A 25,648-nucleotide genomic window follows, 5' to 3' on the forward strand; every position below is an offset into this window, starting at 1 on the left:
GATATTGATAAAGGAATAGGAAAAGTCGATGCTGATCATTTCATTGTTGTAGGCGATAGCTATCAAAATCCAGCTTATGAAGAATCGGATGTGAAAATCGAGATAGATTTGGATGTGGGAGTCGGTGAAGTTATTCTTAGAGCAAGCCTAATATCAACAAAGACCCATAGCAATAAATGGGTCTTTTTGCTGATGTAATTTTTTGGTTATTAAATCTAACACTTGAAAACTAGTATATATTTGAAAATATTTCAAAATTAAAGGGGAGTTCCTACTACCAAATACTTGTGTTTTATTCAAAAAACTACATAAATGTGTCTATTTTCCCCTTTTCATTTATTATTAAACATAATATTTACAATTTTTCGTCAAATTGCTATTATTACTACTAAAGTAGTAATAATTACTATATTTTCATAGTTTAGGGAGGGTGTTTAGTAGTGAACAAGAAAAAGATTGCATCCACGGCACTTGCAGTCATGATGGGGATAAGTACGCTTACATACGGTGCAATTTCATCACCTCAGCACGCAGAAGCTGAGCATATCAAAGAAAGCATTTCCAAGTCCTATGCAGGAGCACCGATCGATCTCGGGATTGCAAATGATGAGAGATTAATTGAAATGCTGAAGGAAAGCGGTAAGATTTCACAAAATGCTGGGCCTGCTGAAGCAGAAAAAGCATTGAATAAGTATTTGAAGGAAAGAGCAGGGGATGGAAAACATTCGCATGAAGGAGACCTTCAAGAAGAAGTAAAGGAATCAAAAGAAAGACTTCAGGAACAAATGAAAAACAATGGCTTGGCTTCAGGTAAAGGAAAGAAAAATGGTAAGACAAAAGATGAAACGGTTGATGGAGTAACAGAAGAAGAATGGAATGGTGGAACTCGTACCGACAAGGTTCTTGCGCTGTTGATCGAGTATCCGGATTATCCAGCTTCTGAAATTAAACCAGAACATACGGATATGTATTATGAAGACTATGTGAAAGAACATTATACAGATATGTTGTTCAGTGTCGACGGCTATGAAGGGCCAAATGGAGAAAACCTCGTTTCCGTTAAACAATTTTATGAAGAGCAATCTGGCGGAAGCTATTCTATCGAAGGTGAAGTAGTAGGATGGTATCAAGCTAAGCATCCAGCAGCTTACTACGGTGGAAATAATGCTAGTGATAATGATGCCGACCCACGTGCTTTGGTCAGAGAGGCACTTGTGGCAGCTGCTGCGGATCCGAACTTGGATTTGAGCCAGTACGATCAAGAAGACCGCTATGACCTTGATGGTGACGGCAACTACCGTGAGCCGGATGGATTGATCGACCACTTGATGATCGTCCACTCTTCTGTTGGTGAAGAAGCAGGCGGTGGCGGACTAGGTGAAGACGCAATCTGGTCACATCGTTGGTCTCTAGGAAACGTCTTCGCTCTTCCAGGAACTAAAACAGAAGTCCCTTATTGGGGTGGGAGAATGGCTGCTTACGATTACACGATTGAACCTGCCGATGGTGCAGCTGGTGTATTCGCCCATGAATATGGTCATGATTTAGGATTGCCGGATGAATACGATACGATCTATTCAGGTGCTGGTGAAGCGGTAGCTTATTGGTCGATCATGTCAAGCGGAAGTTGGGCTGGTGATATTCCAGGAACTGAACCAACAGGATTCAGCGCATGGTCGAAAGAATTCTTACATTCATCAATGCCAGGAAGCAACTGGTTAACCGGTACCACAATCCACGCAGATGATGTGACAAGCAAAGGGACAGAAGTCCTTCTAGATGAAGCGGTTACCAAAGGTACGAATAATGACGCTTTACGTGTCGATCTTCCAGACAAAGAGACGGTCGTCAACACACCGGCAAGCGGCGAGTATGAGTATTATGGTGGTACAGGTGACGAAATAGACCATACGATGGTGACAGAAGTCGATCTTTCAAATGCAACGAATGCCACATTAGAATATGATGTTTGGTATAACATCGAGTCAAACTGGGACTTCGGAATGGTCCAGGTTTCAACTGATGGTGGAGATACATGGGAGTCTTTATCAACTCCTAACACTTCATCTGACATTGTTTCTGATGGATACCCGGCAATCAAAGAAAACATGCCTGGTTACACTGGATCAAGTAATGGATGGGTGCACGAAACAATCGATTTAAGTGAATATGCTGGACAAACGATTCAACTACAATACCGTTATATGACTGACTGGGGTACTACCCTTGATGGAATGTATGTGGATAATGTAAAAGTGACTGCTGATGGTAATGAAGTGGTTTCTGATGGAGCAGAATCAGAAGCAGATGCAGCATTTGATTTACACGGGTTCAAGAGAGATACAGGTACATTCACATCAGAACACTACTATCTACTTGAGTGGAGATCCCACAACGGTGTTGACGAAGGACTTTCTCATATCCGACGTGGGAACAGTCTGATGAACTATGATGCAGGACTTCTAGTCTGGTATGTAGATAATTCTTATGACAACAACTGGACGGGTATCCATCCTGGTGAAGGATTCTTGGGTGTAGTTGATGCTGACCAGGTTGTAAACCGTTGGAGCGATGGAGCTCTAGGAACTACTCGTTATCAAATGCATGATGCAGCATTCGGTTTAGGAAAAACTGAAAAGATGTTCCTTGATTACAGCGATACTTCAGGTATTACGATGAAGGACAATGCAACAAATAGAACACCGCTCTTTGATGACTCTAAGAAATATATGACTCCGGTACTTCCTGACGCTGGACGTAATGTTCCTACTTACGGATTGAAATTCCGTGTCGTTGCTCAAAGTGCTGATGGAACAGTTGGTAAAGTAAATATCTATAAATAAGATTGATAGAAAACCAGTCTTGAGTTGGTACTCAGGGCTGGTTTTAATTTTACGAGGTGGCAGTATCCTTGTTATGAGGCCCTGAAAACGCCAAAATCAGGATTAAAGGTATTCATGAAAGCATTATGAGACCCTGAAAACGTAAAAATGATACTATCGAAAAATCCCTTCCTTTTTCCTGCCATTCTGGTATTATAGGAAAATATTACAATTACGTAGGGAGTGAGAGATAATGAGATTTCCGAACAAACTGCAGCCCGGGGACGAGGTGCGGGTAGTGGCACCTTCAACGAGTATGAGCATCAGTAATGAGGAGAACCGCCGACATTCCATGGAGAGATTAGAAGAAATGGGTTTGGGTGTCACCTTTGGAAAGCATGTCGATAAATCGGATGAATTCTCTTCATCCAGTATTCAATCAAGGGTCGAGGATATCCACGATGCTTTCCGTGATCCAAATGTGAAAGCGATTCTTACGTTTATTGGCGGCTATAATGTGAATCAATTGCTCCGATATTTGGACTATGACTTGATCCGTAAAAATCCTAAAATTCTTTGCGGTTACTCGGATATCACTGCACTAGGAACGGCGATTTATACCCAATCCGATCTGGTTACCTATTCCGGTCCACATTTTTCAACGTTCGGGATGGTAAAAGGACTGGAGTATACAATTGAGCAATTCAAAAAGTGCCTGATGGCGGAAGAGCCATATGAAATTCATCCAGCGGATTATTGGAGTAATGATCCCTGGTACAGAGATCAGGAAAATCGGACATTCAATGAACAAGGTCCCTTTGACGTGCTCCAGCAAGGAGAAGCAGAAGGGACGATCATCGGGGGTAATCTCTGTACGTTGAATCTTTTACAGGGCACAGAGTATATGCCTTCTTTAAAAGATAAGATCCTTTTTCTTGAGGATGATTACCTAGCGCAGGATTTGATTTTCGATCGTGATCTACAGTCTTTACTCCACTTGCCTGATGCTGATAAAATCAAAGGTCTGGTCATCGGTCGCTTTCAACCACAATCTGAAGTATCGGATGAGGCACTTCGTCTGATCATCGAACGGAAAGCGGAACTAGAGGGCATTCCGATCATTTCGAATGTGAATTTCGGTCATACACAACCTGTATCGATCTTTCCAATCGGAGGAAAAGCTAGAATCTTAGCTAATGCACACGAAAGCAAAATTGAAATAGTTGAACACTAAGGAGGGGCAATGGAATTTCATAGTTTTACAAGTCTGCCAGATGGAACAACTCTTGGGCTATTGAACGCATTACACAACCGGGTTTTCGGTTCGACAAATGGTTTTGTAGAAGACCTCCAAACCAAGCATCGGCCATTCATTTTAGTGGCTATCGAGAAAGAATCACCAGTTGGATACAAAATTGGGTACGAGCGCAAGGCGAATCACTTTTACAGTTGGTTAGGAGGAGTCCATCCTGATTACAGAGGAAAAGGCATCGGAGAAGAGTTGCTCATTCGTCAACATAAGTGGTGTCAAGAGAACAATTATAAGACGATTCGAACGCATACTAAAAATAAATGGCGGAACATGCTCATCTTGAACATCAAAAACGGTTTCGATGTGATCGGCACATTTACGGATGTTAAAGGTGAACCAAAAATCATACTCGAGAAGCGGTTGTGAAAATAACTGGGACTGACGTATATGGTCAGCCCTAGTTTTCTTTATATATTTGACTTTTTCACTGTGAAATCTTCTTTTGGATAATAGGCATCTTTTACAAGGATGTTTGGACCGAGGCATTTGACGGACGGGCAGTGGCAATTGACGCTACGCGCAAGCTGACTTTTTGACCATTTGTCATAGACATCCTGCAACCGATCCGTCTGGATGTTTCCAAGTGGAGGGGCATCACCGAAATCGGTTACGATGACATTCCCGTCAAAAATATTGACATTCAAGCGGGATCGGCCATCAGGATCATTCCTGACAGTCACGTTCTTTTCATTGTACAACCGTTTCAACAACCTGAGGTCATCTTCATTTTCGCTGCAAGCGTAGAACGGTAATGTACCGAACAGCATCCATGTGTTTATATCCCTTGCGTCCAAAAGTCGATGTATTCCCTCACGGATTTCTGGAAGAGTCGCTGCTTCCAAGCCGCTTGCAAAATCGCTAGGATACATCGGGTGGACTTCATGCCGCTGGCAGCCCATATCGACAATCTGCTTATGAATTGATTCAAGGTGCGGTAATGTCCGTGTGTTCAGCATCGTCTCCGCAGATACGATCACTCCTTCAGCCGTGAGTGCTCTTGCATTTTCAACCATTCTTTGAAAGTACTGTTCTCGTTGACGAAGGTTCGGCTTTTTCTTCATCATTGCAAATCCGATTACATTAAAATCATCAATTGATCCATAGTTATGAGAAATATGTAAAACATCAAGATAAGGTGTAATTAATTCATAGCGTTTCAAATCTAGAGTCAGATTTGAATTGATCTGAGTGCGAACACCTCTTTCGTGTGCATAACGAAGCAGCGGAACGACGTATTCTTTAACAGATTTCAGGGATAACATCGGTTCTCCGCCGGTTATACTGATCGAACGGAGATGTGGAATCTCCTCAAGTCGACTCAGCATCAATTCGATCGGAAGGGCATCAGGGTCTTGCGGTTGCAAGGTATACCCGACCGCACAATGTTCACACCGCATGTTGCATATCGTCGTAGTTGTAAACTCAATATTGCTCAACACTATTTTTCCATATTCAGTTACATCGAGATAAGCTTCCCATGGATCATTTTCCGGTGTGATCTTTGGTAAATGTGTTTCTTGTATCATGAAAAGAACTCCTTTGATAACGTTAATTCTCTCCATACTATACCACGAACACTTTTATGAAATGGCGGTTACACAATATTTTTATAATTTTCTGGTCATGACGATGCTGTTCTCTTCATAACCGAGACGTTTGTAAAGTGCAATCGCACCGATGTTCTGTCCAAAGACATGGAGTGCGATTAGGTCTTTTGCCTGGTTATGCAACTCCTCTAATGTTTTGGTTCCATACCCCTTTTACGTTTTTCAGGGTCCATCCAAATTTCATAGATGAATACCTGGCGATCCTTTTCTTGATAGTTATACCAAAGTGCCCCGACAGTTTCGTCCGTCTTAACGTCCATCACATCATAAAAATATTGATTTTCAGTATGTAAGCCATCTTTTAATAATTGTTATATTGTTTCGTTGCTCTTTCGGTAGCTGTTTCAATCGAAATGTCGTAATTCTTACTCATGTTGTCGCTGTATTCTTGAATTGAACGACTGCGAAATTTCTCGTAATCTTCTTCAGTCATCGGTTTTAAACGGATCATAGTTCTCCTTTTTCATCAGATTACCATATTTTGTGAATAGCGGGAAGATTCTGAAGCATCCTGTTCGTGTAATCCTGAGAATGTATGCAATAATAAGAAGAAAAGGAGGAGGGTATCCAATGAAAGCGATCGTACATACAAATGCAAAAGGAATGGAAGGTTTGAAAGTACAGTCATTCGAGTCTCCTGTTTTAAAAGAGGGAGAGGTAAAAGTCCAGTTGAAAGCTGCTGGCTTGAATCATAGGGACCTGTTCGTTTTACATCGTCATGGGGAAGACGAAGCTCCATTTGTAGTCGGGTCAGATGGAGCAGGGATCGTGACAGAAATCGGTTCAGGTGTTACTGGCGTATCAGTCGGAGACGAAGTGGTGATCAACCCAGGGCTTGGATGGGAAAAGAATTCATCAGCGCCGCCCGAGGGATTTGAAATCCTTGGGTATCCATCCAATGGTACGTTTGCTGAGGAAGTTGCTGTTCCAGCAGAACACGTGGAACCAAAACCAGAGCACCTGAGCTGGGAAGAGGCTGGTGTATTGCCCCTTGCTGCCTTGACAGCTTATCGTGCCCTTTTTACAAGAGGTAAAATCGAAGAGGGACAGCACGTGTTGCTTCCAGGAGTCGGAAGCGGAGTCATCACCTTCATCCTCCAGTATGCTAAGGCGGTCGGCGCAAAAGTGACGGTCACTTCCAGAAGTGAAGAGAAACGTAGCCAAGCGTTAAAACTCGGAGCGGATGATGCAATCGACAGTGAATCAGACTGGGATGAAGTGATGAACGGTGAAAAAGTGGATCTGGTCATTGAGAGTGTAGGAGCAGCCACTTTCCAAAAATCGTTCGAACAAGTGAAACCAGGGGGGACAGTGGTGACGTTCGGCGCCTCTGCTGGTGATGAAATCTCGCTCAACATCCGCAATTTCTTTTATGGTCAGTACAATTTGTTAGGCTCGACCATGGGAAGTCACGAAGAATTCAAAGAAATGCTAGAGTTCATCAAAAAGAACAACATCAAACCGGTGATGGATCAAACCTTTCCATTGGAAGAAGCAAATGAAGCATTCAAAAGATTGGAAGAAGCAAAGCAGTTTGGGAAAATAGCCTTCATTTTATAAAGTGGATGCTAATAAAGGAATAATAGCACCAAAACGAAAAAAGGATTGAACGTTTATAACCGAAAGGGGCGTTCAATCCTTTTTAATGTTAGTTTGCCAACATGTTCCAAAACGAGAGAGCTACAAAGATAAAAGCCATAACAGCGATTGTTCCAGCCAGTAACGGACGAAAAAGATTCATGAATGTGTTCATATGTAATCTACCCCTTTAAAAAGTTTCTTTATCTATATAGACGAAGAAAGTGAGAGGAAGTTTCATTTTTATTACGAATATTACATAAACGTTACGAAAGGACTAGGATTTTCTTGGAATACTAGTCAAAAAAAACTATAAATTTTTTTATTTTTTAAGTTTAAAAAGTTATGAAGGGGGTATCATTATACTAACAACCTTTTATCCCCCTAACCCCTAAGAGAAAACCTTTTCCGAATTCGGAAGGGGTTTTTTCGTGCTTTGAACAAGAGTGATTCATTTATCTTTATCGGATTTCCTCAATGAGCAGAGTCAGTTTATCATTCATCACGGTCACTTTTTTGTTTCTGTTTCATAAAGGATATAAAACTGAAAAGTGTATAGATTACTAAGATGAACAAACCGAGTAAAAGAATAAGATACAAAATTGCGAAAATCGAAAAATGCATATTCATCTATGCCCCCTCCTTATATTTTTTTGTAACAGAATTCCCCAATGATAGATGTAAAAAAACGATGAACACATTATGTTTCATCGCTTTTATTCTTAAACGTATTTTGTCATTACCCGCAGCATGAAGACAGAAGATAATGAAACCAGTACACCAAAGACAATCCAAGCATATATTCCGATTAACTGGGATAAGAAAGCCGGGAGGAATATCATTACGCCGATTACCATCACATACAGACCGGCTGATTTTGCAAGGCCTTCTTTATCAGCGATCGAACTTTCATCATATTGTTTTATAAGGAATATGGATTTTTTCAACCAGAATCCTGCCCCTAAAAGAATCAAACTGCTTCCTATCAATAAAACAGCAATAAGTTGTTTTGTAACCATTCTTTGCCCACCCTCATAAGTTATCTGATTACTACTTTACAAAAGGATAGGCAAGGTTGTAAACGGTTTTTCAAACGAGCCGTGGGTTATCAACTTGAAAGACAGGGTAAGAAGGATTACAAAGGAGGTGCAGGGTAATGTGGATGCTGGTTCTGATCCCGCTTTTGATTGTGCTGATTGTGGCAATCTACTATGAATATAGGAATAAGAAGAAGGCTTATATCCACTTGAATTCCCATGAACACCTGGAACAATCATCACAGGCTAAAATGACAGAACATCGTCATTCAGGTGGTGGGGGAAGTGAACCACCACCAACATGATCACTTGAAAGATATTAGAGCCAAACGCTCAGAATCATTCATACGCACTGTTGAAGATTTTGGGATGTTTGGCTTTTCGTTTGTACTCGATTGATTTATACTTAAATACATATTTTGAATACATATTTTCCCTGCTGGAATTGATTGTATTTTGATACATGCTAAAAAGGATGTTGGACAAGGGGGGATATTTGCATGAATCAAACAGGCCTTGTATTAGAAGGCGGCGGTATGCGAGGAGTTTATACAGCAGGAGTCTTGGAATATTTTATGGAACAGGATTTCTACCCGCCTTATGTGATCGGGGTTTCAGCCGGTGCTTGCAATGCGGCTTCATATTTGTCCAGACAATTTGGACGTAATAAAAAGGTGACGATCGGCTTTGCTAAACATCCGGATTATATATCATGGAAGAACTTATTGTGGAAACGACAGCTTTTCGGTATGGACCTGATTTTTGATGAAATACCGAATAAACTTGTCCCGTTTGACTATCAGAAGTTACATGAAGCGGAGGAAAGGTTCGTCATCGGAACGACAGATTGTATAACTGGTGAATCGGTATATTTTGAAAAATCGGAGTACAAAGATCAGATTCTGCCTATCCTGCGGGCTTCCAGCTCTTTACCGTTCATGGCCCCAGTCATCGAGATGGAGAACCGCTGTTTGATGGATGGAGGGATTTCGGACCCGATTCCGATCAGAAAATCTGAACAAGACGGTAATAAGAAAAACATATTGATTTTGACAAGGAACGATGGATATATAAAACAACCCTCACGAATGAATTGGCTGACAAAAAGGTTTTATCAGACATATGAAGGGCTTATCAATAAAATGGATACAAGGTTTCAGGTTTACAATGAAACGATTTCCTATATAAAAGAGAAGGAAAAAGCAGGCGATGTGTATGTCATTCGTCCGACGGAGCCTCTTAAGGTTAGTCGGATTGAGCGGAATCCTCTTAAGCTGACTGCGCTTTACGATCAAGGATATCAGGATGCTGAAAAACATTTCAGTTCTATAAAAGAATGGCTTGGTACGACTGAAAAAACAATGGAAGTCACAAGTTGACAATCATAAGGCCATGTTAAAAACCTGTTATTGATTTTGCAATTTTTCTTTAAACGAATTTCACGAAACTCCTTCGGGAAAAGCGAACAGGCAAGACACCGCAATAAAAGGATCTTCGACTATAATAATGAACTTCGACTAAATACCACCACGTCCTGCGCCTGCGGTTACTCGGCGCAAAACTACAAGGATGGAATATAAGTCCATGGTCTTGTGGTGAACGTCGAAGCTAGCATAAGGAAAGCTTCTAAGAATTCTCATCGCAGACACGAAAATGATTTCATTTTTGTGTTGACATCCTGTGCAAGTGAGCGAGAAGGCTTGCTGAATTAGGCTAATTCAGAGAAGTAATGTCTAGCTCAGCGACCAGTCACTTGGATTACTTCAGACTTCCTGTGGTGGCAACACACTGATTTAACATCTTATGTGTGAGCCCACTTAGAACCGAACTTTGTTTGGTTCGAGTCTCCTCGTCAGTCTTCCAGTGGCCTACGTGACTAAGCGTGTCGCTTCTGCTTTTCTTAAGCCCGCGGAAAGAGTGAATTTCGCCAATGAAGAATAACAGAGCCAATTATAAAATATGATGATAAAAAAATTTCGAAAAATAGGTTATGTTTGTCGAAATAAGGGTATAGAGTACATGTTAAACATTTTCTCAGGGGGTTTGGTAATGAGTATTACTGCAGTATCTGAAACAATATTAGTCGAAAAAGAAGAGATTGCCGAAAATACCAAAGCCATTTTTACAGAAAAGACAGGACAAACTATGAATGAGCAGGTCCGCAAGGATTATATTTTGCTGGCTGAGTTTGTCGCACAAGGACTAACAGCTGAAGATACAACAAAGAAAAATGACTTTATTAAAGAATGGGCTGAAAAAGCCAGAGAGAATTCTCTACAGGAAAATAGTCCATTTGATTATTCAGTTCAACGTTTTCAAATTTTTAAGGATTTAATCTGGGAAGTCTTCGAAAACAAAATCGATGAAGTGTTCTTGACTGGTAAAGAACTGCTGATTGCCATCCGTAAAGCGGAATCCATAATCGACAAAGCAGCCTACGAATTTGTCAATACACTGATTGGAAACTTCGAGAAACAGGTGATCGAATTTGAGAAGTCGATGAAGAATGACAAACAATTAATTGCGGACTTATCAGTACCGATCATCCCATCTATCGTGCCTAACACGATTCTGGTTCCGATTGTCGGATTGCTCACAAATGAACGGTTTGAAATTTTAAGGGAAAAATTACTGCATAACGTGTCTGATCATGGAGCAGAATCGATCGTCTGTGACTTTACCGGAGCAGTCATACCTGATAACGGAAATTTTCAAATGGATGATCTGGCCCACCAGATTGAACAAATTACAAAAGCTCTCTCTTTAATGGGAGTTGAAATCATTTATGTAGGCTTTTCCTCCAGACTTGTTCAAGAAATTGTCAGATCAGGTGTCAAGATTGACGCTGAAACATTTTCTACTTTCCGGACAGGCTTGAAATATCTTGCTAACCAGAAGAAATGGAATTTTAACGTAGATTATTTAGATGAAGAGGAAGAGGAAAGTAAGGATGAAGCCAAAAAAGAAGAGGACATGGCTTCAAGCATGAGTTGAAAAACTTGAAAGATATTTAAGTCTTCCAAAAAATCTCCCTATCAGAAGGGAGGTTTTTTGTATTTGACATGATAGATGGAATTGATAAGAATAGAGTTAGTAAATAGTTAGGAGGAAAAGGAATGGCTAAGAAAAAGAAAACAGTATATAAGCCGCCTAAAAAGAACAACAAAGGATTTATAATTGTGATAGCCAGCATTTTTATATTGGCAGCCGTCTTGTTGTTCTTCATCAGTAATCAGGAGGGGAAGCAACCAAACACCGGCACTGACCAAGCGAATCAAGAAATTGATGTGGCTTACGAAGGACAGCCGACTGTAGGCGAAGAGGATGCTCCAGTCAAGATTGTAGAGTTCTTCGATTTCAAGTGTCCACATTGTGCCGATTTTGCAGAACAGATCTATCCTCAGATCAAAGCTGATTATATTGATACAGGTAAAGCTCAAATGACATTCATAAATAAACCGTTCATGGGGGCTGATTCGTTCACTGCTGCTTTGGTAGGCGAAGCGGTTTATGCTCAAAAACCGGATGCATTCATGGAGTATTATGACCTCGTACTTGAGAACCAGGGGGATCCGAATGAAGCCTGGGCAAGTGAAGAATTTCTGATCGGTCTCGTGGAGGATAACATGAAGGATATCGATATCGCCCAGTTAAAAACAGATATCGAAGACCCAGCGATCAAAGAAAAAGTTGAACAAGACCGTGAAGAGAGCAGTGCAGTAGAAAGTACTCCGACGATTCTCGTAAATGGCAAATTGGTCAATCTCGATTATCAAAGTGGAATAAAGCCTGCGATTGAAGAGGCTTTGGAAGAAGCAAATGAGTAACAAACGGGTAGGCATTGCTTGGATTATTTCTTTAACTGCATTTCTGGGGAGCCTCTATTTCAGTGAGATAGCTGGATTTGTGCCTTGTGAATTTTGTTGGTATCAAAGGATTTTGATGTATCCATTAGCAATCATACTCGGAATAGGGTGGTATTTGGAGGATCGCAGACTGCCGTATTACGTATTGCCATTCAGCATCATTGGCGTATGTGTCTCGACCTTTCATTATCTTCATCAAAAAACAGAGTGGTTTTCACAAGCTGTCCAATGTACAGAGGGAGTACCCTGCTCAGGCGAGTATATCAACTGGCTTGGGTTCATAACCATCCCTTTCCTGGCGTTGACCGCGTTTTTATCGATCACCGTATTGATGATCACTATGTTAAAAAAAGTAGATCAATGATGAGAGCTTTATAGGGCTCTCTTTTTTGCACTTAATGTTAGGGTAATATACTTTCTTCAGTATAAACGCAACTAAGGCTCATCCTTCACCACAAAGGCTTGGCATTGCCAAGTTTTCTATATAGCGCAAGTGTATTCTTCGAGTCACAATGTTTGTTCAAATTGTATCGTTTGGATACCATAAAGGAAGTGATGAACTAAAGAAGTTAGGGTGGAATGTGATGAATGAAACGATCAACACGATATTGAATCATCGAAGTATACGTGCGTTCAAAGATGAGCCGCTGTCAGATGAACAAATCTCACTCATTGTACAAAGTGCTCAAGCGGCTGCAACCTCAAGCTATCTGCAAGTCTATTCGATCATCGGAGTGAAAGATCCTGCTAAGAAAAAGAAGCTGGCAGAATTAGCGGGTAATCAAGAATATGTAGAAAAGAACGGTCATTTCTTCGTTTTTTGTGCAGATTTGCATCGCCATAAGCTAGCTGTGGAGATGGAAGGTTTATCGGAAAAGGAAATCGAAGAAACAGTGGAATCCACCGAAAAGTTCATGGTCGGGACGATTGACGCAGCTCTTGCCGCTCAAAATGCAGTGCTAGCAGCTGAATCCATGGGGCTCGGCATATGCTACATAGGGGGTCTCCGTAACCGACTGGATGAAGTCGTAAAAGTTTTGAATACACCAGATCGAGTCATTCCTTTATTCGGTCTTTGTGTCGGTGTACCCGATCAGAACCCTGGTAAAAAGCAACGCCTGCCGATGGAGAACATTTACCACGTGGATGGATACCAACAAGATGATCAGCTGCTCAAGGAGCAACTTGCTTCATATAATGAAGATATTTCTGCCTATTATCGTGAACGTACCCAAGGAAAACGGTCCCATTCTTGGACGGAAATCATTGCAGGTAAAATGACGAAGCCAGTGAGAATGTACATGAAGGACTTTTTGAAGAGCATTAAAATTCCGTTGAAATAAGAGCTGCGAATACGTCCTATAAGGTCTGCGAAAACTACCTCTATATCATAAAAGGATGGAGGTATTCAGATGACAAAACGAAAGCAGCGACAAGATAAAACAACGCATCATAACCAAACACCGAAGGAAAGCCTACCGGACTTTGAGATTGCAGAAGATTTGGCAAAAGGCCCGAATAATCTTCGGGAAGAGGATGTACCAAAGCGGGAAGAACAAGAGTTTTAAAAAAAGGCCACCGGACATTTTAAGATGTTTGGTGGCCTTTTTTTGACATTTTACCTGAGACTGTTTGCATGGTGAGTACTACTTTAATGAATTTTTCAGTACCTTGTTCAGTTCACTTGCTTGCTGCAATGCATGTTGATCATTCAATACTTCACCTGGTTTGTTTCCTTGACCAATGATATAGCCGGCAAAACCCAGGGAAACAAATTCAAAGATGTAATTGAACTGTTGGATGAGAGGCAGTGCCTTGATTTTCGGATTATCCCCGCCACAGCAGATGACATATGCCTTTTTCTCACTCAAGCTCCCCTTGAAGTCAAACCTCGTGTCCCGCATGTTTTGAGAAAATCGGTCGATGAGATCCTTCATCATGCCAGACATTCCGTACCAATAGATAGGAGTCGAAAAGACAAGGATATCATGCTCGAGCATCAATTTGACTATATGATCATTATTATCCTCTACTGGTTGGAATCCGTCAGGTTCATGGCGCAGATCATCAATCGGCTGAATCGTATGATCCCTCAAATGAACATGGGTGACGTCCAATTCCTCCATTGCCTTCATGGTCAATTGCTCTGTATTCCCATTCGCTCTAGAGCTTCCATGTATCGCTAATATTTTCATGGTATGTACCTCCCCGTAAATAACTTTGCATTATAAGCATAGCCAAATAAGACCTGAATTGCGAGCAATCCAAACTCCCCAAAATCAACACCTTTGCAATGAGTAAATTCATTTGTTATCCTCGTAGACCAAATGAATAGTCAAAAAAAAATTCAAAACAAAAAACTTGAAAGTCAAAGAAGGTCAAATTATAATATAATCAAAGATCAAAGATAGTCAAAGTCAACTTTGATCAAAATTAATTTATAATCAAATTAATCATTATTTTTTTAAGGAGGTCATTGATATGCGTTGTCAAAAATGTCAAGTAAACGAAGCCAATGTAAGAATGACTCTTCACATAAACGGAATAACAAAACAACTACGTCTATGCCCTACATGTTATAAAGAAATCCAAAATGAAATGAAGGAGCCAAGCGGTTTTGGCCACAATCCGATGGGCTTCAATATGGAGGATTTCATGGCACAGAAGGAACAGCAAGCAGGCCAAGGTGCTGCAGGAAAACGCGGTCAAGGCGGCCTTCTTGATGATCTAGGACGTAACCTTACAGATGCAGCTAAAGCTGGATTGATCGACCCGGTAATCGGTCGTGATAAAGAAGTGAATCGAGTCATCGAAATTTTGAACCGTCGAAATAAAAACAACCCTGTTCTGATTGGGGAGCCAGGTGTAGGTAAGACGGCTATTGCGGAAGGTTTAGCATTGAAGATCGCAGAACAAGATGCACCTAAGAAACTTCTCAACAAACAGGTATACCTATTGGATGTTTCTTCACTTGTTGCAAATACAGGTATCCGTGGTCAATTTGAAGAACGGATGAAACAGTTGATTTCTGAAGTGCAACAACGTAAAAACGTCATCCTGTTTGTGGATGAAATCCATCTTCTCGTAGGAGCAGGTTCAGCTGAAGGCTCCATGGATGCAGGAAACATCCTGAAACCAGCTCTCGCTCGCGGAGAACTTCAACTTGTCGGTGCGACGACATTGAAAGAATACCGTCAAATTGAAAAGGATGCGGCACTCGAACGTCGTTTCCAACCAGTCATGGTGAAAGAGCCGACAATCGATGAAGCCGTAGAGATTTTAAAAGGATTGAAAGAAAAATACGAGCAATATCACGATATCCGTTACACAGACGAAGCGCTCCAAGCTTGTGTAACATTGTCCCAACGCTACATCCAGGATCGATTCTTGCCGGATAAAGCGATCGACCTTATGGATGAAGCCGGCTCCAAAATGAACTTGAAACATGCAGGAACGGCATCTTCAGAAGATATTGAAGAACGACTTGCAGCTATCGTAAAGGAAAAAGAAGAAGCGACACGACAAGAAGATTACGAGCGGGCTGCAAAACTCCGGGATGAAGAGTTGAAGCTGCAAGAACAGACAGCAACATCAACAGAAGAAAAACCTGAGGTCAACCTTGAAGATGTCCAGTGGATTGTCGAAGAAAAGACCGGAATTCCAGTGCGCAAACTTCAAAATGAAGAGCAAAACAAGCTGAAGAACTTTGCTGAGCGCCTTGGTTCAAGTGTCATCGGACAAGAAGAAGCTGTGCAAAAGGTTGCCAAAGCAATCCGTCGAAGCCGGGCTGGCCTGAAATCGAAGGTCCGTCCGATTGGCTCATTCCTATTTATCGGCCCGACTGGTGTAGGTAAGACCGAATTGACGAAGACATTGGCTGAGGAGCAGTTCGGCTCGAAGGATGCCATGCTCCGTCTGGACATGAGTGAGTACATGGAAAAACACTCTGTTTCCAAGCTGATCGGTTCACCTCCAGGATATGTCGGCCATGATGAAGCTGGGCAGTTGACAGAACGAGTGCGAAGAAATCCTTACAGCATCATTCTGTTAGATGAGATTGAAAAAGCGCACCCTGATGTCCAACACATGTTCCTTCAAATCATGGAAGATGGTCGACTAACCGACAGCCAAGGCCGTACAGTCAGCTTCAAAGACACAGTCATCATCATGACAAGTAATGCTGGTACTGGAGATAAGAAAATCAAGGTAGGTTTTGAAAATCAAGAAACCGAAGCGATTTCCATTCTTGAAAACCTTGGAGACTACTTCAAGCCTGAATTCTTGAACCGTTTTGATGCGATCATCCAATTCAACGAGTTGAACGAAGAACATCTCATTCAAATCGTAGACCTGATGCTGGATGACATCCGTGAAATGGTGAAGGAAGATGGCCGTGAAATCGAAGTGACGGAAGAAGCGAAAAAGCAAATCGTCCATCTCGGATACGATCCTCGTTTCGGTGCCCGTCCAATCCGACGTGTCCTTCAAGAAAAAGTGGAGGATGGCATAGCCGATCTTCTGCTGGATAATGAGGATACCCCTAAGATCAAAGTTGATTATATCGATGACCAAATCGTTGTCCAAAAAGGATGACATAATGAAGGGAAGAGCCTATTTAAGGACTCTTCCCTTTTTTCTTGCTCTTCTGCTGTTTTACCAATAAATATGAGGAGTTACCAATATTTTTTCTGTGTTTACCAATATTTTTGAGGACTTTACCAATATTCAGTATAGAATTACACGTTTCATGAAGTAATTTCTTCTATTGTCCGCTCCATCGGAAGAAACGGGAAGCGAGTAACATGGATCCGACTGCAATTCCGAGTAACACACCGACTTCAAGACCATATTCAGTGATCGGGCCGATATTCCATGTTCCTCTCAATAACTGGATCGTATAGTAAAGCGGCAGAACTTTCGCTACATATTGTAGAATATCAGGCATCATTTCCAAAGGGAAAGTTGCTCCGGATAGAAACAGCATCAGGTTAAGAAATAACGAACTGATCGCTGCAGCAGCTTGGGTGTTTTTTGCTAGAGAAGTCAAAAACAAGGCAAACGGGAAAAATGCCAGTATACTCACGAGCAATGCAAGCAATGTACTTCCGATATACTGCGGCAAGGTGAGATCATACATCAACATGCCGAAAACCATTAATAGGATCGCTGAAATCGTAAAAATGGAAGTCCCTTGAACCGTATGTGCCACTAATATTTTCCAAGGCTGTAATGGAGTTGATTGATAACGGCGCAGGACTCCTGTTTCACGATAACTGGCTAGTACGGTTCCTAATGTAAAAAAGGAAGTCGTCACGATGTTGACCCCGATCCATGAAGGTACATAAAGCTCCGCAAAGGACATACCGTTCATATCCTGTCCTTGGAACATGGATCCGAACAGCCAGATCATCAATACTGGGAATAAAAAGGTCCAGAATACACTTAGACGATCCCGGAAGAACATTTTCGTTTCGAGGTTTGCAAGTTTGATCATCGCTGTCATGCTGTCTGCTCCTCCTTTTCTAAATAGTGGACAAACAGGTCATCGAGCGTTCCCTTTTCGAACTTGAAGTTTTCAATCGCAATTTCTTTTTCATAGCAGTATTTAAAGATGTGATAAGAGGTCTCTTGTAAGGTTTCGCTATATACTTTGAAAACCTCAAGCTCATTTTCGATACGGACTACACCAGGTAGAGAGAGAAGGCTGTCGTATTGCAATTCATTGCTCTGGAAGGATAGATAATTGACGGTCATTTCATCAAGCAGATTTCGTGGCGTATCCAGAGCTTTCAGTTGTCCCCCGTAAATCATCGCGACCCTGTCACAAAGACGTTCAGCTTCCTCCATATAATGTGTTGTTATAACGATTGTAGAGCCTTGTTCTTTCAAGAGCTTGATCATAGACCACATTTCCCTCCGCGCATGTGGGTCAAGTCCCATGCTCGGTTCATCAAGGAAAAGGATTTCCGGTTGATGGAGGGTAGCTAAGGCAAGGGTGACCCGTTGCTTCCAGCCGCCTGATAAATCCTCAAAACGAACATCCAGCTTTTCCTTGAGCCCAAGCAAGTCTATCAAATAATCTTTCTGTGTGTTCGTATGATAAAAAGATGAAAACAGATCGAGTGCTTCTTCCACCTTCATTTTCTTCTGGATCGACGTGGCCTGGAATTGGACCCCGATCCGTTTATTCAACTCTCTTAACTGGCTGCTTGGTTCTAATCCTAGTACATCGATCATTCCTTCGTCCGGTTTACGGATTCCTTCAAGCATCTCGATGGTAGTTGTTTTTCCTGCACCATTCGGTCCGATGATCCCGAAGATTTCCCCTTTATTCACAGTAAACGAAATATTACGCACAACATGGGTATCTCCGTAGGATTTCGATAAATCTTCTACGGTAATTACATGTTCCACCAGGTTTCCTCCTCTTGAATACACTCGTTTAAACCATAATTCCTAATATATGGTTATAAATACGGACGTAACCACATGAAGTTTCAAATATATGAGCTACTTTTGAAAATCACCGATATATTTTTGATTTGCACCGATAAAAATCAAAAGTGCACCGATAAATTTTAAAATGGACTCTAAAAAGGAATCCAAGGGCTTCTATCGAAATTGTGAGGATGCACAGAATTATAAAGGAGAGTCATCAATGAAAAAATGGGCATATGTATTGATCGCACTCGGAGCGGCCTTGTGGGGGCTTATAGCAATCTTTGTTGAAGGGCTATATGCCTATGGCTTTACAGCAATCCAGGTCGTAGCGATCCGAGTCATTGTTGCAGCACTGATCTTAATTGTATTTGTACTCTTGAAAGACCCTAAGCTCTTCAAGGTCCATTGGCGGGACAGCATTTATTTCATTGGAACCGGCATATTCAGTATCGTCTTCTTCAACTGGTGCCTGTTCACTGCGATACAAGAAACTTCGATTGCGGTAGCAGCAATTTTACTTTATACAGCTCCTGCAATCGTCACGATCATCTCAAGATTTTTATTCAAAGAATGGTTTACGAAAAGAAAACTTATCGCATTATTCATGACATTGTTCGGATGTACGTTTGTAATCGGATTGATTCCCGGAGGTTCAAGCTCTGTGTCTATATATGGCGTCATCGTGGGACTTGGATCAGGCTTGGGGTACGCACTCTACAGTATTTTCGGAAAGTATGCGCTATCTAAATATTCATCCTTGACCGTCATTACGTATACGTTCATTTTTGCGTCTGTTGCGATGATTCCGACCACAGGATTATGGAGGATGACAAACGAGCTACAAGAACCAGGTGTCATGTTGAATGCTGTCGGGATCGGTTTTATTTCCACTGTGCTCGCCTTCATGCTGTACACGTTCGGTCTGCAGTTCGTGGAATCGAGCCGTGCTTCGATTACAGCTACAGTCGAGCCTGTAGTCGCGACCTTAGTAAGTGTTGTGCTGTTCCAAGAACAACTGACAGTCTGGCAATTGGTTGGGATCTTCCTGGTTCTCAGTGCTGTCATGATCGTACGAGAATCGAAAAAAACGAGGCTGAAACAATCATTAGCACAATAAGGGGGAGTAAAAATGAATTGTATAGCCCTTGTAACCGGCGCCAGCCGCCTGAAAGGAATCGGAGCAGCAACGTGTCGCTCTCTTGCTGATTCAGGTATAGATGTTTTTTTTACTTATTGGACGGATTATGATCGGCAAATGGAATGGGGGATCAATGAGGATGAACCTGCCCTTTTACAGGCAGAGCTGAAAGAGAGAGGAATACGATGTGAGCGTATTGAAGTGGATTTGTCCCAGGCATCGAACCTCATAGTGCTGTTGAAACAAGTCGAAGAAACATTAGGGTATCCTGATATCCTTATCAACAATGCCTGCTATTCGACGAATGACTCCTATGCCACGATTGAGGAAGAAAGCCTTGACTTGCATTATGCTATCAATGTGAAGGCTGTTACATTATTGACTTCGTATTTTGCGAGAGGTTTTACAAAAAGGAAGGGTGGGCGTGTCATTTCATTGACTTCAGGTCAATCACTCGAGCCGATGCGCAACGAACTTTCTTATGCCATTACCAAGGGTTCAGTTGAACATCTGACGAAAACGCTCGTGCCTGACCTTGCTGAAAAAGGGATAACAATCAACGCAGTAAACCCCGGTCCGAATGACACTGGGTGGATGGATGTTGATTTGAAAAAAGCACTATTACCAAAGTTTCCTATGGGAAGGCTTGGTACACCTGAAGATGTCGGACGATTGATCCGGTTTTTGGCAAGTGAAGAAGCAGAATGGATAACTGGCCAAGTCATCCACTCTGAAGGTGGATTTCAGCGAACATAGTTATATAGATTGGTTATCTCAGCTGTCGATTGTTTATTTGATGAATCGGGTTTAAATGCACAGTGAAATTCTTCTTCTACTGAAATTCTAATCCCTGCTGAGTACCTTACATCTATTTATCGTTACCGACAGAAGACTCCCACCTCAAGGAATGTGAAGGGCGTATCCCAATGAGTAGGTGGGAGATGAATGTCGGTTGGCGTTAGCCAAAGCGGACCTCATTGTGTTAGAATAAGAACATACATTCCCTTTAAACGAGATGATCAACCATGTTAATCAAAAAAGCGTATAAGTTTCGGATCTATCCAAACAAAAAACAGGAAATCTTAATCGCTAAAACCATTGGTTGTTCTCGTTTTGTTTTTAATCATTTTTTAGCAAAATGGAATGATACATACAAAGAAACAGGCAAAGGATTAACTTATAACGCTTGTTCTTCTCAATTAACACAACTTAAGAAAAAATTGGTTTGGTTAAAAGAAGTTGACAGCATTGCTATACAATCCTCACTTAAAAATCTTGCTGATTCGTATACTCGATTCTTCAAGAAACAAAACAAAGCACCACGATTTAAGTCTAAAAAGAATAATGTACAATCCTACACAACAAAGCACACGAACGGCAATATTGCGATTGTAGGCAACAAAATCAAGTTGCCTAAACTTGGCTTAGTCAGGTTTGCCAAAAGTCGTGAGGTTGAAGGTCGTATCCTGAATGTCACGGTTCGACGTCATCCAACCGGAAAATATTTTGTATCCATCCTTGTTGAAACAGAGGTTGAAGCGTTACCTAAAACCGGTTCAGCTTTAGGGATCGATGTTGGCCTCAAGGACTTTGCGATTTTGTCTGATGGAACAATACATAAGAATCACAACTATTTTCGCAAACTTGAAAAGAAATTAGCCAAAGCACAACGTACGCTTTCAAGGCGTAAAAAGGGTTCTTCCAACTGGCATAAGCAACGGATAAAGGTTGCACGACTGCATGAGAAAATTACCAATGCAAGAATGGATGACTTGCATAAAATCTCGACCGGTATTGTCAAAAACCACGACATCATCGGTATAGAAGATTTACAAGTAAGGAATCTATTGAAAAACCACCATTTAGCCAAATCTATCAGTGAGGTTAGTTGGTCGAAATTCCGTATGATGCTTGAATACAAAGCGAAGTGGTATGGCAAACAAGTAGTCATTGTCGCAAAAAATTTTCCCTCTAGTCAACTATGTTCAAAATGCGGATACAAAAACAAAGATGTTAAAAATCTCGGATTGCGTAAATGGGATTGCCCTTCTTGCGGCGAACATCACGATCGAGACATGAATGCAAGTATCAATATTCGTAATGAAGCATTACGATTAACCGCAGGAACTGCGGGGATAGCCTAATTAAGAACAGGTGGTTGCACTGGTGCTCTTAGGAATCTCCCACTTCAAACAGACCGTAAGGTCGTTAAGTGGCGAGAGGTTCAATTTGTCCGTCATACCCATTCTGTATATTCCGCTGATGAATATGGACGTGGACTTTCTGAACGCGGAAGAGATGCAAAACAAGTGGCCGAACGATTTGAACAAGAACATATCGATGTTATACTTTCCAGTCCCTATAGAAGGGTAATCGAAACGGTAAAAGGAATTGCCGGAATGAAGGGGCTTGAAGTCCAGATCATCGAAAACTTGAGGGAATGTACATTAGCAGCTCATTCTGTTGAAGACTTCGATTTTGCAATCAATAAAGTCTGGGCTGAGCCTGATTATTCCTTTTCGTGAGGTAAGTCTAACATTCAGGTACAAAAAAGGGCGATTCCTAGTATCTCCCGGTTGTTACAGAAATACGAGGGGAAAGGGATCGTTATCGGTACACATGGAAATATCATGGTCTTGGTCATGAACCATTTTGATCGAAAATATGATTTTGACTTTTGGAAACGGCTTACGATGCCGGACATTTATAAGCTGACTTTTGATCAAAAAGAGTTAGTAGATGTAAAAAGGCTTTGGAATGTCTAAATGAGTTTTAGGTGGAGAGGGGAAAACAAATGATTTTTCGAAAAAAGACATATCATATCGAACCAGGCGGTGTTGAGGCTTTCACTGATTTTTTTCATACATATTTGCTCCCTAACCAATGGAAACATGGTGCAAAGCTGGTAGGAAGATGGGTAAGTGAGGATAAACGCAACATTACAGCGGTTTGGCAATATGAAAGCTATGAAGCATATGAGCAGATTGAAAAGCGGGTACGCGCAGATAAATTACATACTCAAGCACAGTCAAAAAAACAATTGATCTCTCCGTTCATCCTATCCAGCAAACAGGAATTCATGGAATCGACAGGTAATTACCATGTGCCCCGCCATATTGTTGCAGTATCTGGGCTTATTCAGAATGAAGCAGGGGAAACGCTTCTTGTCAAAACGAATTGGCGCAACGATACGTGGGAGCTGCCAGGCGGTCAAGTAGAAGAGGGTGCACCGCTCGAAACTGCATTGATCCGCGAGATTTTAGAAGAAACAGCGATCAATGTGAAACTGACGAAGACGACAGGAGTCTATCAAAACATAACGAGCAGGATTGTTAGTATCGTGTTTAAAGGAATTGCACTCAATACGGAGATCGTAAAACAAGATTCTGAAATCCAGGAGGCGAAATTCGCCATGCTTACCGAGGAAAATATTTCAGAGTACTTCACACGCCCTCATATGGCAACAAGAGCGGTTGATGCGTTAAAATCAGCGGGTTCAGTACCGGTTGAGTCTGTCAAAGTAAACCCCTATGAACGGCTAAACCGGATTGGGAATTAGACGGAGGAGAAAATCAAACCAGAGACCGAGGGAAATCCATTCTACTGACCGGTTAAAGAACATGAGGAAATCCGTAAACTAAGATTAACAAAAATACTCGAAAGGGAGCGGATTCCATGTTCAACTTTTACGAAATCGAAAAAATGATCATTGAAAAAATAAACAAGGTTAAAAAGCGATAGGAATGTCGAAGTTCACCTGTGGAAGCAGGTGGGCTTTTTTAATTATCGACCAGGCAATAAACAGTAAGTCTGATCCCGAGACTACTCGAAAATTACTTCTCTTCCAATCTGGTCTATAGACTTGGAGAGGGTGCCTGGCACTATGCCTATCTCGTAACCCGTAACAGGGATCCTTATGTACTTAGACTTCCTAAAAAGATTGCGTACGAGAAGGAAGTCCCTTTCAACTACAATGGGTTGATGGCGGACTATGCAGGGACCAAGGCGTATTCAATTATCAAACGACATTCCCAACCTTCTATAATACACAAAGGTATGGAAAACAACGATACAACCTATATACCAGGCAGTTAAGAGAAATAGTGGATGGTTTTGCCAGTGGTTTCCAGGAGTCTATTAAAAAACAAGAGTCATTACATATTGAAGTGTTTTTGAAGCTGGTGACGATGGCACATACGCACATGATGCTTTTAGAAAAGGAGTCCATGAATAGGGAACAAGAAATCCGCTATGGGACCAGAAAACAAGTGGAAAACCGGCTGTACAACTTGCTCCATGAACTTGAAGAATTCTCATTGGAACACACGAAAGCAGCTGAGTGATCAGCTGCTTGATGGATGCTTTTGATGGTTATTCATCGTTAATCGAGAGAAAATCCTTGACCCATTCAATTTGTGGATCACGATGATATCCTGAATACAACCGTTTGGAAAGGCTGAGTGGGCCGCCGAAGAAATATTGTTCATAAAGAGATTGCCTTGTTCCAAATGCACTCATCGATAGGTCCCATGCTAAACGAAAGATTTTAACCCGGTCTTCTGCATTCGCATTTGCAGCTTGAAGATAATCATCCAGGTCACGCCGAATCGGGGAATTGAAATCTTTCTCGTTCGGGATGGTCACAAGACCGCTTGCTCCAAGGTTTTGGATGATTTCACTGAAAGAGGGATAAATTTTCGCATAATAACATAATGCAGCATGAAGAGGCTCTGAAGCCGGCGTCATCGTCCCCCACCGGTCGACCTTTGCTTGGATTTCTGAAGACAGGAGGAACGCCTTCATTGCTTCTAATGCAATAATCACATCAGCGACCTTATCCTGGACAAGATCATATCCACCAATGTTGATCGTATGGATCATCAATTGGATTGTCCCAAGAATGAATTCGGTTTTTACGATACAACGGCTGACCACCTGGTGGACAGTTTGTGGAAAGAAGCTCGTTTGTGAGTATATCTCTCCTGATAGCTCCGTACTTTCGAAAAAGAACACGTTTTCCCAAGGTACAAGCACATCATCAAAAACAACTACAGAATCGACCTCATCAAATCGTGAACCTAAAGGATGATCGAAATTGGACTTTCCATAATCAAATGATTCACGGGCTATGAAACGTAAACCAGGTGTGTTCGCAGGAAGGGAAAACCCATTTGCCATACAAGGTTCCCTGATCCCTCCTTGTGGAAAGACGATCAGTTCATCCGTCAATCCCCCCTGGGTTGCCAACAAGCGGGCTCCTTTAATAATGAGGCCATCTTTCGTCTTTTCCTTGATATGTGCCGCGACCTGGTCATCTGCAAGATTATAGTAATACTTACCTCTATTCACTTGAGGATGGACGAAAGTATGGGTGAAGGATAGGTCCTCCCTGGTTGCTTTTTCATATAGGTTTCTCATGTTTTCACAAAACTGTGGGTCTTGTGATTTGAACAGTTCTGCTGATTGTGTAAATGTCATTAAAATCGTATTCAAGTAATCTGGCGATCGACCAAGCAAACCACCAGTAGATTTTGCCCACTCCTGGAAGGAGAGTCGTCTTTTCTCCAAATCCTCTTTCGTTTTAGGAGGATAAAAGGCGATTCCGGCACGTTCGCCATTCTTCAAATCAAAGGACATCTTATCGATTTTCTCTTCATTCAATTGAAGGTCGTATAAGCTTGCTTTCGTTTTCATGATTCCTTTCAGGGCTGGATGTTCTGAAAGTTTTCCTTTTACTTGTTCACCATCGATCCATATCTCAGGATGTAAATTGTTGATACGGTCGATGTATTGTTGCCCAGATATTAGTCCCATAAATCTAACTCCTTTGCCACCCAATCATACAAA

General features: G+C 41.6%; 27 protein-coding genes and 1 pseudogene. 18 read left to right on the forward strand and 10 right to left on the reverse strand.

Going from position 1 to position 25,648, the window contains the following annotated elements:
- Positions 1–440: 440 nt before the first annotated feature.
- The 3 genes from ACJROX_RS04950 (at position 441) to ACJROX_RS04960 (ending at position 4,500) form a co-directional block, all read left to right on the forward strand.
- A complete protein-coding gene (locus ACJROX_RS04950) occupies positions 441–2,843 on the forward strand; it encodes an immune inhibitor A domain-containing protein (protein WP_408009652.1) in 2,403 nt (800 codons plus the stop codon).
- 232 nt (positions 2,844–3,075) lie between these two features.
- Positions 3,076–4,056: a S66 peptidase family protein gene (locus ACJROX_RS04955; RefSeq protein WP_408009653.1), complete on the forward strand. Its 981-nt coding sequence runs from the start codon at positions 3,076–3,078 to the stop codon at positions 4,054–4,056.
- Positions 4,057–4,065: 9 nt separating this feature from the next.
- Entirely contained in the window at positions 4,066–4,500 is a 435-nt protein-coding gene (locus tag ACJROX_RS04960; RefSeq protein ID WP_408009654.1) for a GNAT family N-acetyltransferase, read from the forward strand.
- Between the two features lie 41 nt (positions 4,501–4,541).
- Here the strand turns inward: ACJROX_RS04960 and yfkAB are convergent, their stop codons facing one another.
- From yfkAB to ACJROX_RS04980, 4 genes are all read right to left on the reverse strand, one after another.
- Positions 4,542–5,660 carry a radical SAM/CxCxxxxC motif protein YfkAB gene (yfkAB, locus tag ACJROX_RS04965; RefSeq protein WP_408009655.1) on the reverse strand — a complete coding sequence of 373 codons (1,119 nt, stop codon included), beginning with the start codon at positions 5,658–5,660 and terminating at the stop codon, positions 4,542–4,544.
- A gap of 81 nt (positions 5,661–5,741) precedes the next feature.
- Positions 5,742–5,864 (reverse strand): hypothetical protein, encoded by a 123-nt coding sequence (locus ACJROX_RS04970; RefSeq protein ID WP_408009656.1) that lies wholly within the window; start codon positions 5,862–5,864, stop codon positions 5,742–5,744.
- 5 nt (positions 5,865–5,869) lie between these two features.
- The gene (locus ACJROX_RS04975) at positions 5,870–6,001 is read right to left on the reverse strand and encodes a hypothetical protein (RefSeq protein WP_408009657.1); all 132 of its coding nucleotides are present in this window, start codon (positions 5,999–6,001) and stop codon (positions 5,870–5,872) included.
- 41 nt (positions 6,002–6,042) lie between these two features.
- Positions 6,043–6,192 carry a hypothetical protein gene (locus ACJROX_RS04980; RefSeq protein WP_408009658.1) on the reverse strand — a complete coding sequence of 50 codons (150 nt, stop codon included), beginning with the start codon at positions 6,190–6,192 and terminating at the stop codon, positions 6,043–6,045.
- A 119-nt stretch (positions 6,193–6,311) separates the two neighbouring features.
- Here ACJROX_RS04980 and ACJROX_RS04985 point away from each other — a divergent pair, with 119 nt between their 5' ends.
- Positions 6,312–7,301: a zinc-binding dehydrogenase gene (locus tag ACJROX_RS04985; protein WP_408009659.1), complete on the forward strand. Its 990-nt coding sequence runs from the start codon at positions 6,312–6,314 to the stop codon at positions 7,299–7,301.
- Between the two features lie 513 nt (positions 7,302–7,814).
- On the opposite strand, the gene ACJROX_RS04990 is transcribed toward ACJROX_RS04985, so the two are convergent.
- Both ACJROX_RS04990 and ACJROX_RS04995 read right to left on the reverse strand, forming a co-directional pair.
- Positions 7,815–7,949, reverse strand: coding sequence for a hypothetical protein (locus ACJROX_RS04990; RefSeq protein ID WP_408009660.1), 135 nt, complete (start codon positions 7,947–7,949; stop codon positions 7,815–7,817).
- Between the two features lie 92 nt (positions 7,950–8,041).
- Positions 8,042–8,338, reverse strand: coding sequence for a DUF3784 domain-containing protein (locus ACJROX_RS04995; RefSeq protein WP_408009661.1), 297 nt, complete (start codon positions 8,336–8,338; stop codon positions 8,042–8,044).
- A gap of 137 nt (positions 8,339–8,475) precedes the next feature.
- On the opposite strand from ACJROX_RS04995, the gene ACJROX_RS05000 reads away from it, so the two are divergent.
- From ACJROX_RS05000 to ACJROX_RS05030, 7 genes are all read left to right on the forward strand, one after another.
- Complete coding sequence (locus ACJROX_RS05000; protein WP_408009662.1) at positions 8,476–8,661, forward strand: hypothetical protein; 186 nt, start codon at positions 8,476–8,478, stop codon at positions 8,659–8,661.
- A 195-nt stretch (positions 8,662–8,856) separates the two neighbouring features.
- On the forward strand, positions 8,857–9,735 hold the full coding sequence (locus ACJROX_RS05005) for a patatin family protein (RefSeq protein WP_408009663.1): 879 nt from the start codon (positions 8,857–8,859) through the stop codon (positions 9,733–9,735).
- 670 nt (positions 9,736–10,405) lie between these two features.
- Complete coding sequence (locus ACJROX_RS05010) at positions 10,406–11,350, forward strand: STAS domain-containing protein (protein WP_408009664.1); 945 nt, start codon at positions 10,406–10,408, stop codon at positions 11,348–11,350.
- 122 nt (positions 11,351–11,472) lie between these two features.
- Positions 11,473–12,183 (forward strand): DsbA family protein, encoded by a 711-nt coding sequence (locus tag ACJROX_RS05015; RefSeq protein ID WP_408009665.1) that lies wholly within the window; start codon positions 11,473–11,475, stop codon positions 12,181–12,183.
- On the forward strand, positions 12,176–12,586 hold the full coding sequence (locus tag ACJROX_RS05020; protein ID WP_408009667.1) for a disulfide oxidoreductase: 411 nt from the start codon (positions 12,176–12,178) through the stop codon (positions 12,584–12,586). The genes ACJROX_RS05015 and ACJROX_RS05020 overlap by 8 nt, the downstream gene beginning before the upstream one ends.
- A gap of 220 nt (positions 12,587–12,806) precedes the next feature.
- Positions 12,807–13,565 carry an oxygen-insensitive NADPH nitroreductase gene (gene nfsA / locus ACJROX_RS05025; protein ID WP_408009668.1) on the forward strand — a complete coding sequence of 253 codons (759 nt, stop codon included), beginning with the start codon at positions 12,807–12,809 and terminating at the stop codon, positions 13,563–13,565.
- 69 nt (positions 13,566–13,634) lie between these two features.
- Positions 13,635–13,790, forward strand: a complete 156-nt coding sequence (locus tag ACJROX_RS05030; RefSeq protein ID WP_408009670.1) for a hypothetical protein — start codon at positions 13,635–13,637, stop codon at positions 13,788–13,790.
- A gap of 78 nt (positions 13,791–13,868) precedes the next feature.
- Here ACJROX_RS05030 and ACJROX_RS05035 read toward each other — a convergent pair whose 3' ends face one another.
- On the reverse strand, positions 13,869–14,411 hold the full coding sequence (locus ACJROX_RS05035) for a flavodoxin family protein (protein ID WP_408011579.1): 543 nt from the start codon (positions 14,409–14,411) through the stop codon (positions 13,869–13,871).
- Between the two features lie 292 nt (positions 14,412–14,703).
- Here ACJROX_RS05035 and ACJROX_RS05040 point away from each other — a divergent pair, with 292 nt between their 5' ends.
- Positions 14,704–16,815, forward strand: coding sequence for an AAA family ATPase (locus tag ACJROX_RS05040; RefSeq protein ID WP_408009671.1), 2,112 nt, complete (start codon positions 14,704–14,706; stop codon positions 16,813–16,815).
- A 169-nt stretch (positions 16,816–16,984) separates the two neighbouring features.
- Here the strand turns inward: ACJROX_RS05040 and ACJROX_RS05045 are convergent, their stop codons facing one another.
- Both ACJROX_RS05045 and ACJROX_RS05050 read right to left on the reverse strand, forming a co-directional pair.
- A complete protein-coding gene (locus ACJROX_RS05045) occupies positions 16,985–17,725 on the reverse strand; it encodes an ABC transporter permease (protein ID WP_408009672.1) in 741 nt (246 codons plus the stop codon).
- The gene (locus tag ACJROX_RS05050) at positions 17,722–18,636 is read right to left on the reverse strand and encodes an ABC transporter ATP-binding protein (protein ID WP_408009673.1); all 915 of its coding nucleotides are present in this window, start codon (positions 18,634–18,636) and stop codon (positions 17,722–17,724) included. The genes ACJROX_RS05045 and ACJROX_RS05050 overlap by 4 nt, the downstream gene beginning before the upstream one ends.
- 244 nt (positions 18,637–18,880) lie before the next feature.
- On the opposite strand from ACJROX_RS05050, the gene ACJROX_RS05055 reads away from it, so the two are divergent.
- The 6 genes and pseudogenes from ACJROX_RS05055 to ACJROX_RS05080 all read left to right on the forward strand — a co-directional run bounded on the left by ACJROX_RS05055 (position 18,881) and on the right by ACJROX_RS05080 (position 24,144).
- A complete protein-coding gene (locus tag ACJROX_RS05055) occupies positions 18,881–19,780 on the forward strand; it encodes a DMT family transporter (protein WP_408009674.1) in 900 nt (299 codons plus the stop codon).
- Between the two features lie 12 nt (positions 19,781–19,792).
- On the forward strand, positions 19,793–20,557 hold the full coding sequence (locus ACJROX_RS05060; protein ID WP_408009675.1) for an SDR family oxidoreductase: 765 nt from the start codon (positions 19,793–19,795) through the stop codon (positions 20,555–20,557).
- A gap of 269 nt (positions 20,558–20,826) precedes the next feature.
- Positions 20,827–21,945 carry an IS200/IS605 family element RNA-guided endonuclease TnpB gene (gene tnpB, locus ACJROX_RS05065; protein WP_408009676.1) on the forward strand — a complete coding sequence of 373 codons (1,119 nt, stop codon included), beginning with the start codon at positions 20,827–20,829 and terminating at the stop codon, positions 21,943–21,945.
- 78 nt (positions 21,946–22,023) lie between these two features.
- Positions 22,024–22,566: pseudogene (locus ACJROX_RS05070) on the forward strand (histidine phosphatase family protein); the annotation flags it as partial.
- 29 nt (positions 22,567–22,595) lie between these two features.
- On the forward strand, positions 22,596–23,360 hold the full coding sequence (locus ACJROX_RS05075; protein WP_408009677.1) for an NUDIX domain-containing protein: 765 nt from the start codon (positions 22,596–22,598) through the stop codon (positions 23,358–23,360).
- Positions 23,361–23,904: 544 nt separating this feature from the next.
- The gene (locus ACJROX_RS05080) at positions 23,905–24,144 is read left to right on the forward strand and encodes a hypothetical protein (RefSeq protein WP_408009678.1); all 240 of its coding nucleotides are present in this window, start codon (positions 23,905–23,907) and stop codon (positions 24,142–24,144) included.
- Positions 24,145–24,172: 28 nt separating this feature from the next.
- Here ACJROX_RS05080 and hpaB read toward each other — a convergent pair whose 3' ends face one another.
- Positions 24,173–25,615, reverse strand: coding sequence for a 4-hydroxyphenylacetate 3-monooxygenase, oxygenase component (hpaB, locus tag ACJROX_RS05085; protein WP_408009679.1), 1,443 nt, complete (start codon positions 25,613–25,615; stop codon positions 24,173–24,175).
- Between the last annotated feature and the right edge of the window lie 33 nt (positions 25,616–25,648).

It is taken from the genome of Pseudalkalibacillus sp. A8, from assembly GCF_045920555.1.
In the GTDB taxonomy this organism is placed as follows: Bacteria; Bacillota; Bacilli; order Bacillales; family Fictibacillaceae; genus Pseudalkalibacillus.

Excerpts from the sequence above, each read along its gene's own strand:
- ACJROX_RS04955 (WP_408009653.1), top strand. The coding sequence starts at position 3,076 with ATGAGATTTCCGAACAAACTGCAGCCCGGGGACGAGGTGCGGGTAGTG.
- ACJROX_RS04960 (WP_408009654.1), top strand. The coding sequence starts at position 4,066 with ATGGAATTTCATAGTTTTACAAGTCTGCCAGATGGAACAACTCTTGGG.
- yfkAB (WP_408009655.1), bottom strand. The coding sequence starts at position 5,660 with ATGATACAAGAAACACATTTACCAAAGATCACACCGGAAAATGATCCA.
- ACJROX_RS04975 (WP_408009657.1), bottom strand. The coding sequence starts at position 6,001 with ATGGACGTTAAGACGGACGAAACTGTCGGGGCACTTTGGTATAACTAT.
- ACJROX_RS04980 (WP_408009658.1), bottom strand. The coding sequence starts at position 6,192 with ATGATCCGTTTAAAACCGATGACTGAAGAAGATTACGAGAAATTTCGC.
- ACJROX_RS04985 (WP_408009659.1), top strand. The coding sequence starts at position 6,312 with ATGAAAGCGATCGTACATACAAATGCAAAAGGAATGGAAGGTTTGAAA.
- ACJROX_RS04990 (WP_408009660.1), bottom strand. The coding sequence starts at position 7,949 with ATGAATATGCATTTTTCGATTTTCGCAATTTTGTATCTTATTCTTTTA.
- ACJROX_RS04995 (WP_408009661.1), bottom strand. The coding sequence starts at position 8,338 with ATGGTTACAAAACAACTTATTGCTGTTTTATTGATAGGAAGCAGTTTG.
- ACJROX_RS05000 (WP_408009662.1), top strand. The coding sequence starts at position 8,476 with ATGTGGATGCTGGTTCTGATCCCGCTTTTGATTGTGCTGATTGTGGCA.
- ACJROX_RS05005 (WP_408009663.1), top strand. The coding sequence starts at position 8,857 with ATGAATCAAACAGGCCTTGTATTAGAAGGCGGCGGTATGCGAGGAGTT.
- ACJROX_RS05010 (WP_408009664.1), top strand. The coding sequence starts at position 10,406 with ATGAGTATTACTGCAGTATCTGAAACAATATTAGTCGAAAAAGAAGAG.
- ACJROX_RS05015 (WP_408009665.1), top strand. The coding sequence starts at position 11,473 with ATGGCTAAGAAAAAGAAAACAGTATATAAGCCGCCTAAAAAGAACAAC.
- ACJROX_RS05020 (WP_408009667.1), top strand. The coding sequence starts at position 12,176 with ATGAGTAACAAACGGGTAGGCATTGCTTGGATTATTTCTTTAACTGCA.
- nfsA (WP_408009668.1), top strand. The coding sequence starts at position 12,807 with ATGAATGAAACGATCAACACGATATTGAATCATCGAAGTATACGTGCG.
- ACJROX_RS05030 (WP_408009670.1), top strand. The coding sequence starts at position 13,635 with ATGACAAAACGAAAGCAGCGACAAGATAAAACAACGCATCATAACCAA.
- ACJROX_RS05040 (WP_408009671.1), top strand. The coding sequence starts at position 14,704 with ATGCGTTGTCAAAAATGTCAAGTAAACGAAGCCAATGTAAGAATGACT.
- ACJROX_RS05045 (WP_408009672.1), bottom strand. The coding sequence starts at position 17,725 with ATGACAGCGATGATCAAACTTGCAAACCTCGAAACGAAAATGTTCTTC.
- ACJROX_RS05055 (WP_408009674.1), top strand. The coding sequence starts at position 18,881 with ATGAAAAAATGGGCATATGTATTGATCGCACTCGGAGCGGCCTTGTGG.
- ACJROX_RS05060 (WP_408009675.1), top strand. The coding sequence starts at position 19,793 with ATGAATTGTATAGCCCTTGTAACCGGCGCCAGCCGCCTGAAAGGAATC.
- tnpB (WP_408009676.1), top strand. The coding sequence starts at position 20,827 with ATGTTAATCAAAAAAGCGTATAAGTTTCGGATCTATCCAAACAAAAAA.
- ACJROX_RS05075 (WP_408009677.1), top strand. The coding sequence starts at position 22,596 with ATGATTTTTCGAAAAAAGACATATCATATCGAACCAGGCGGTGTTGAG.
- hpaB (WP_408009679.1), bottom strand. The coding sequence starts at position 25,615 with ATGGGACTAATATCTGGGCAACAATACATCGACCGTATCAACAATTTA.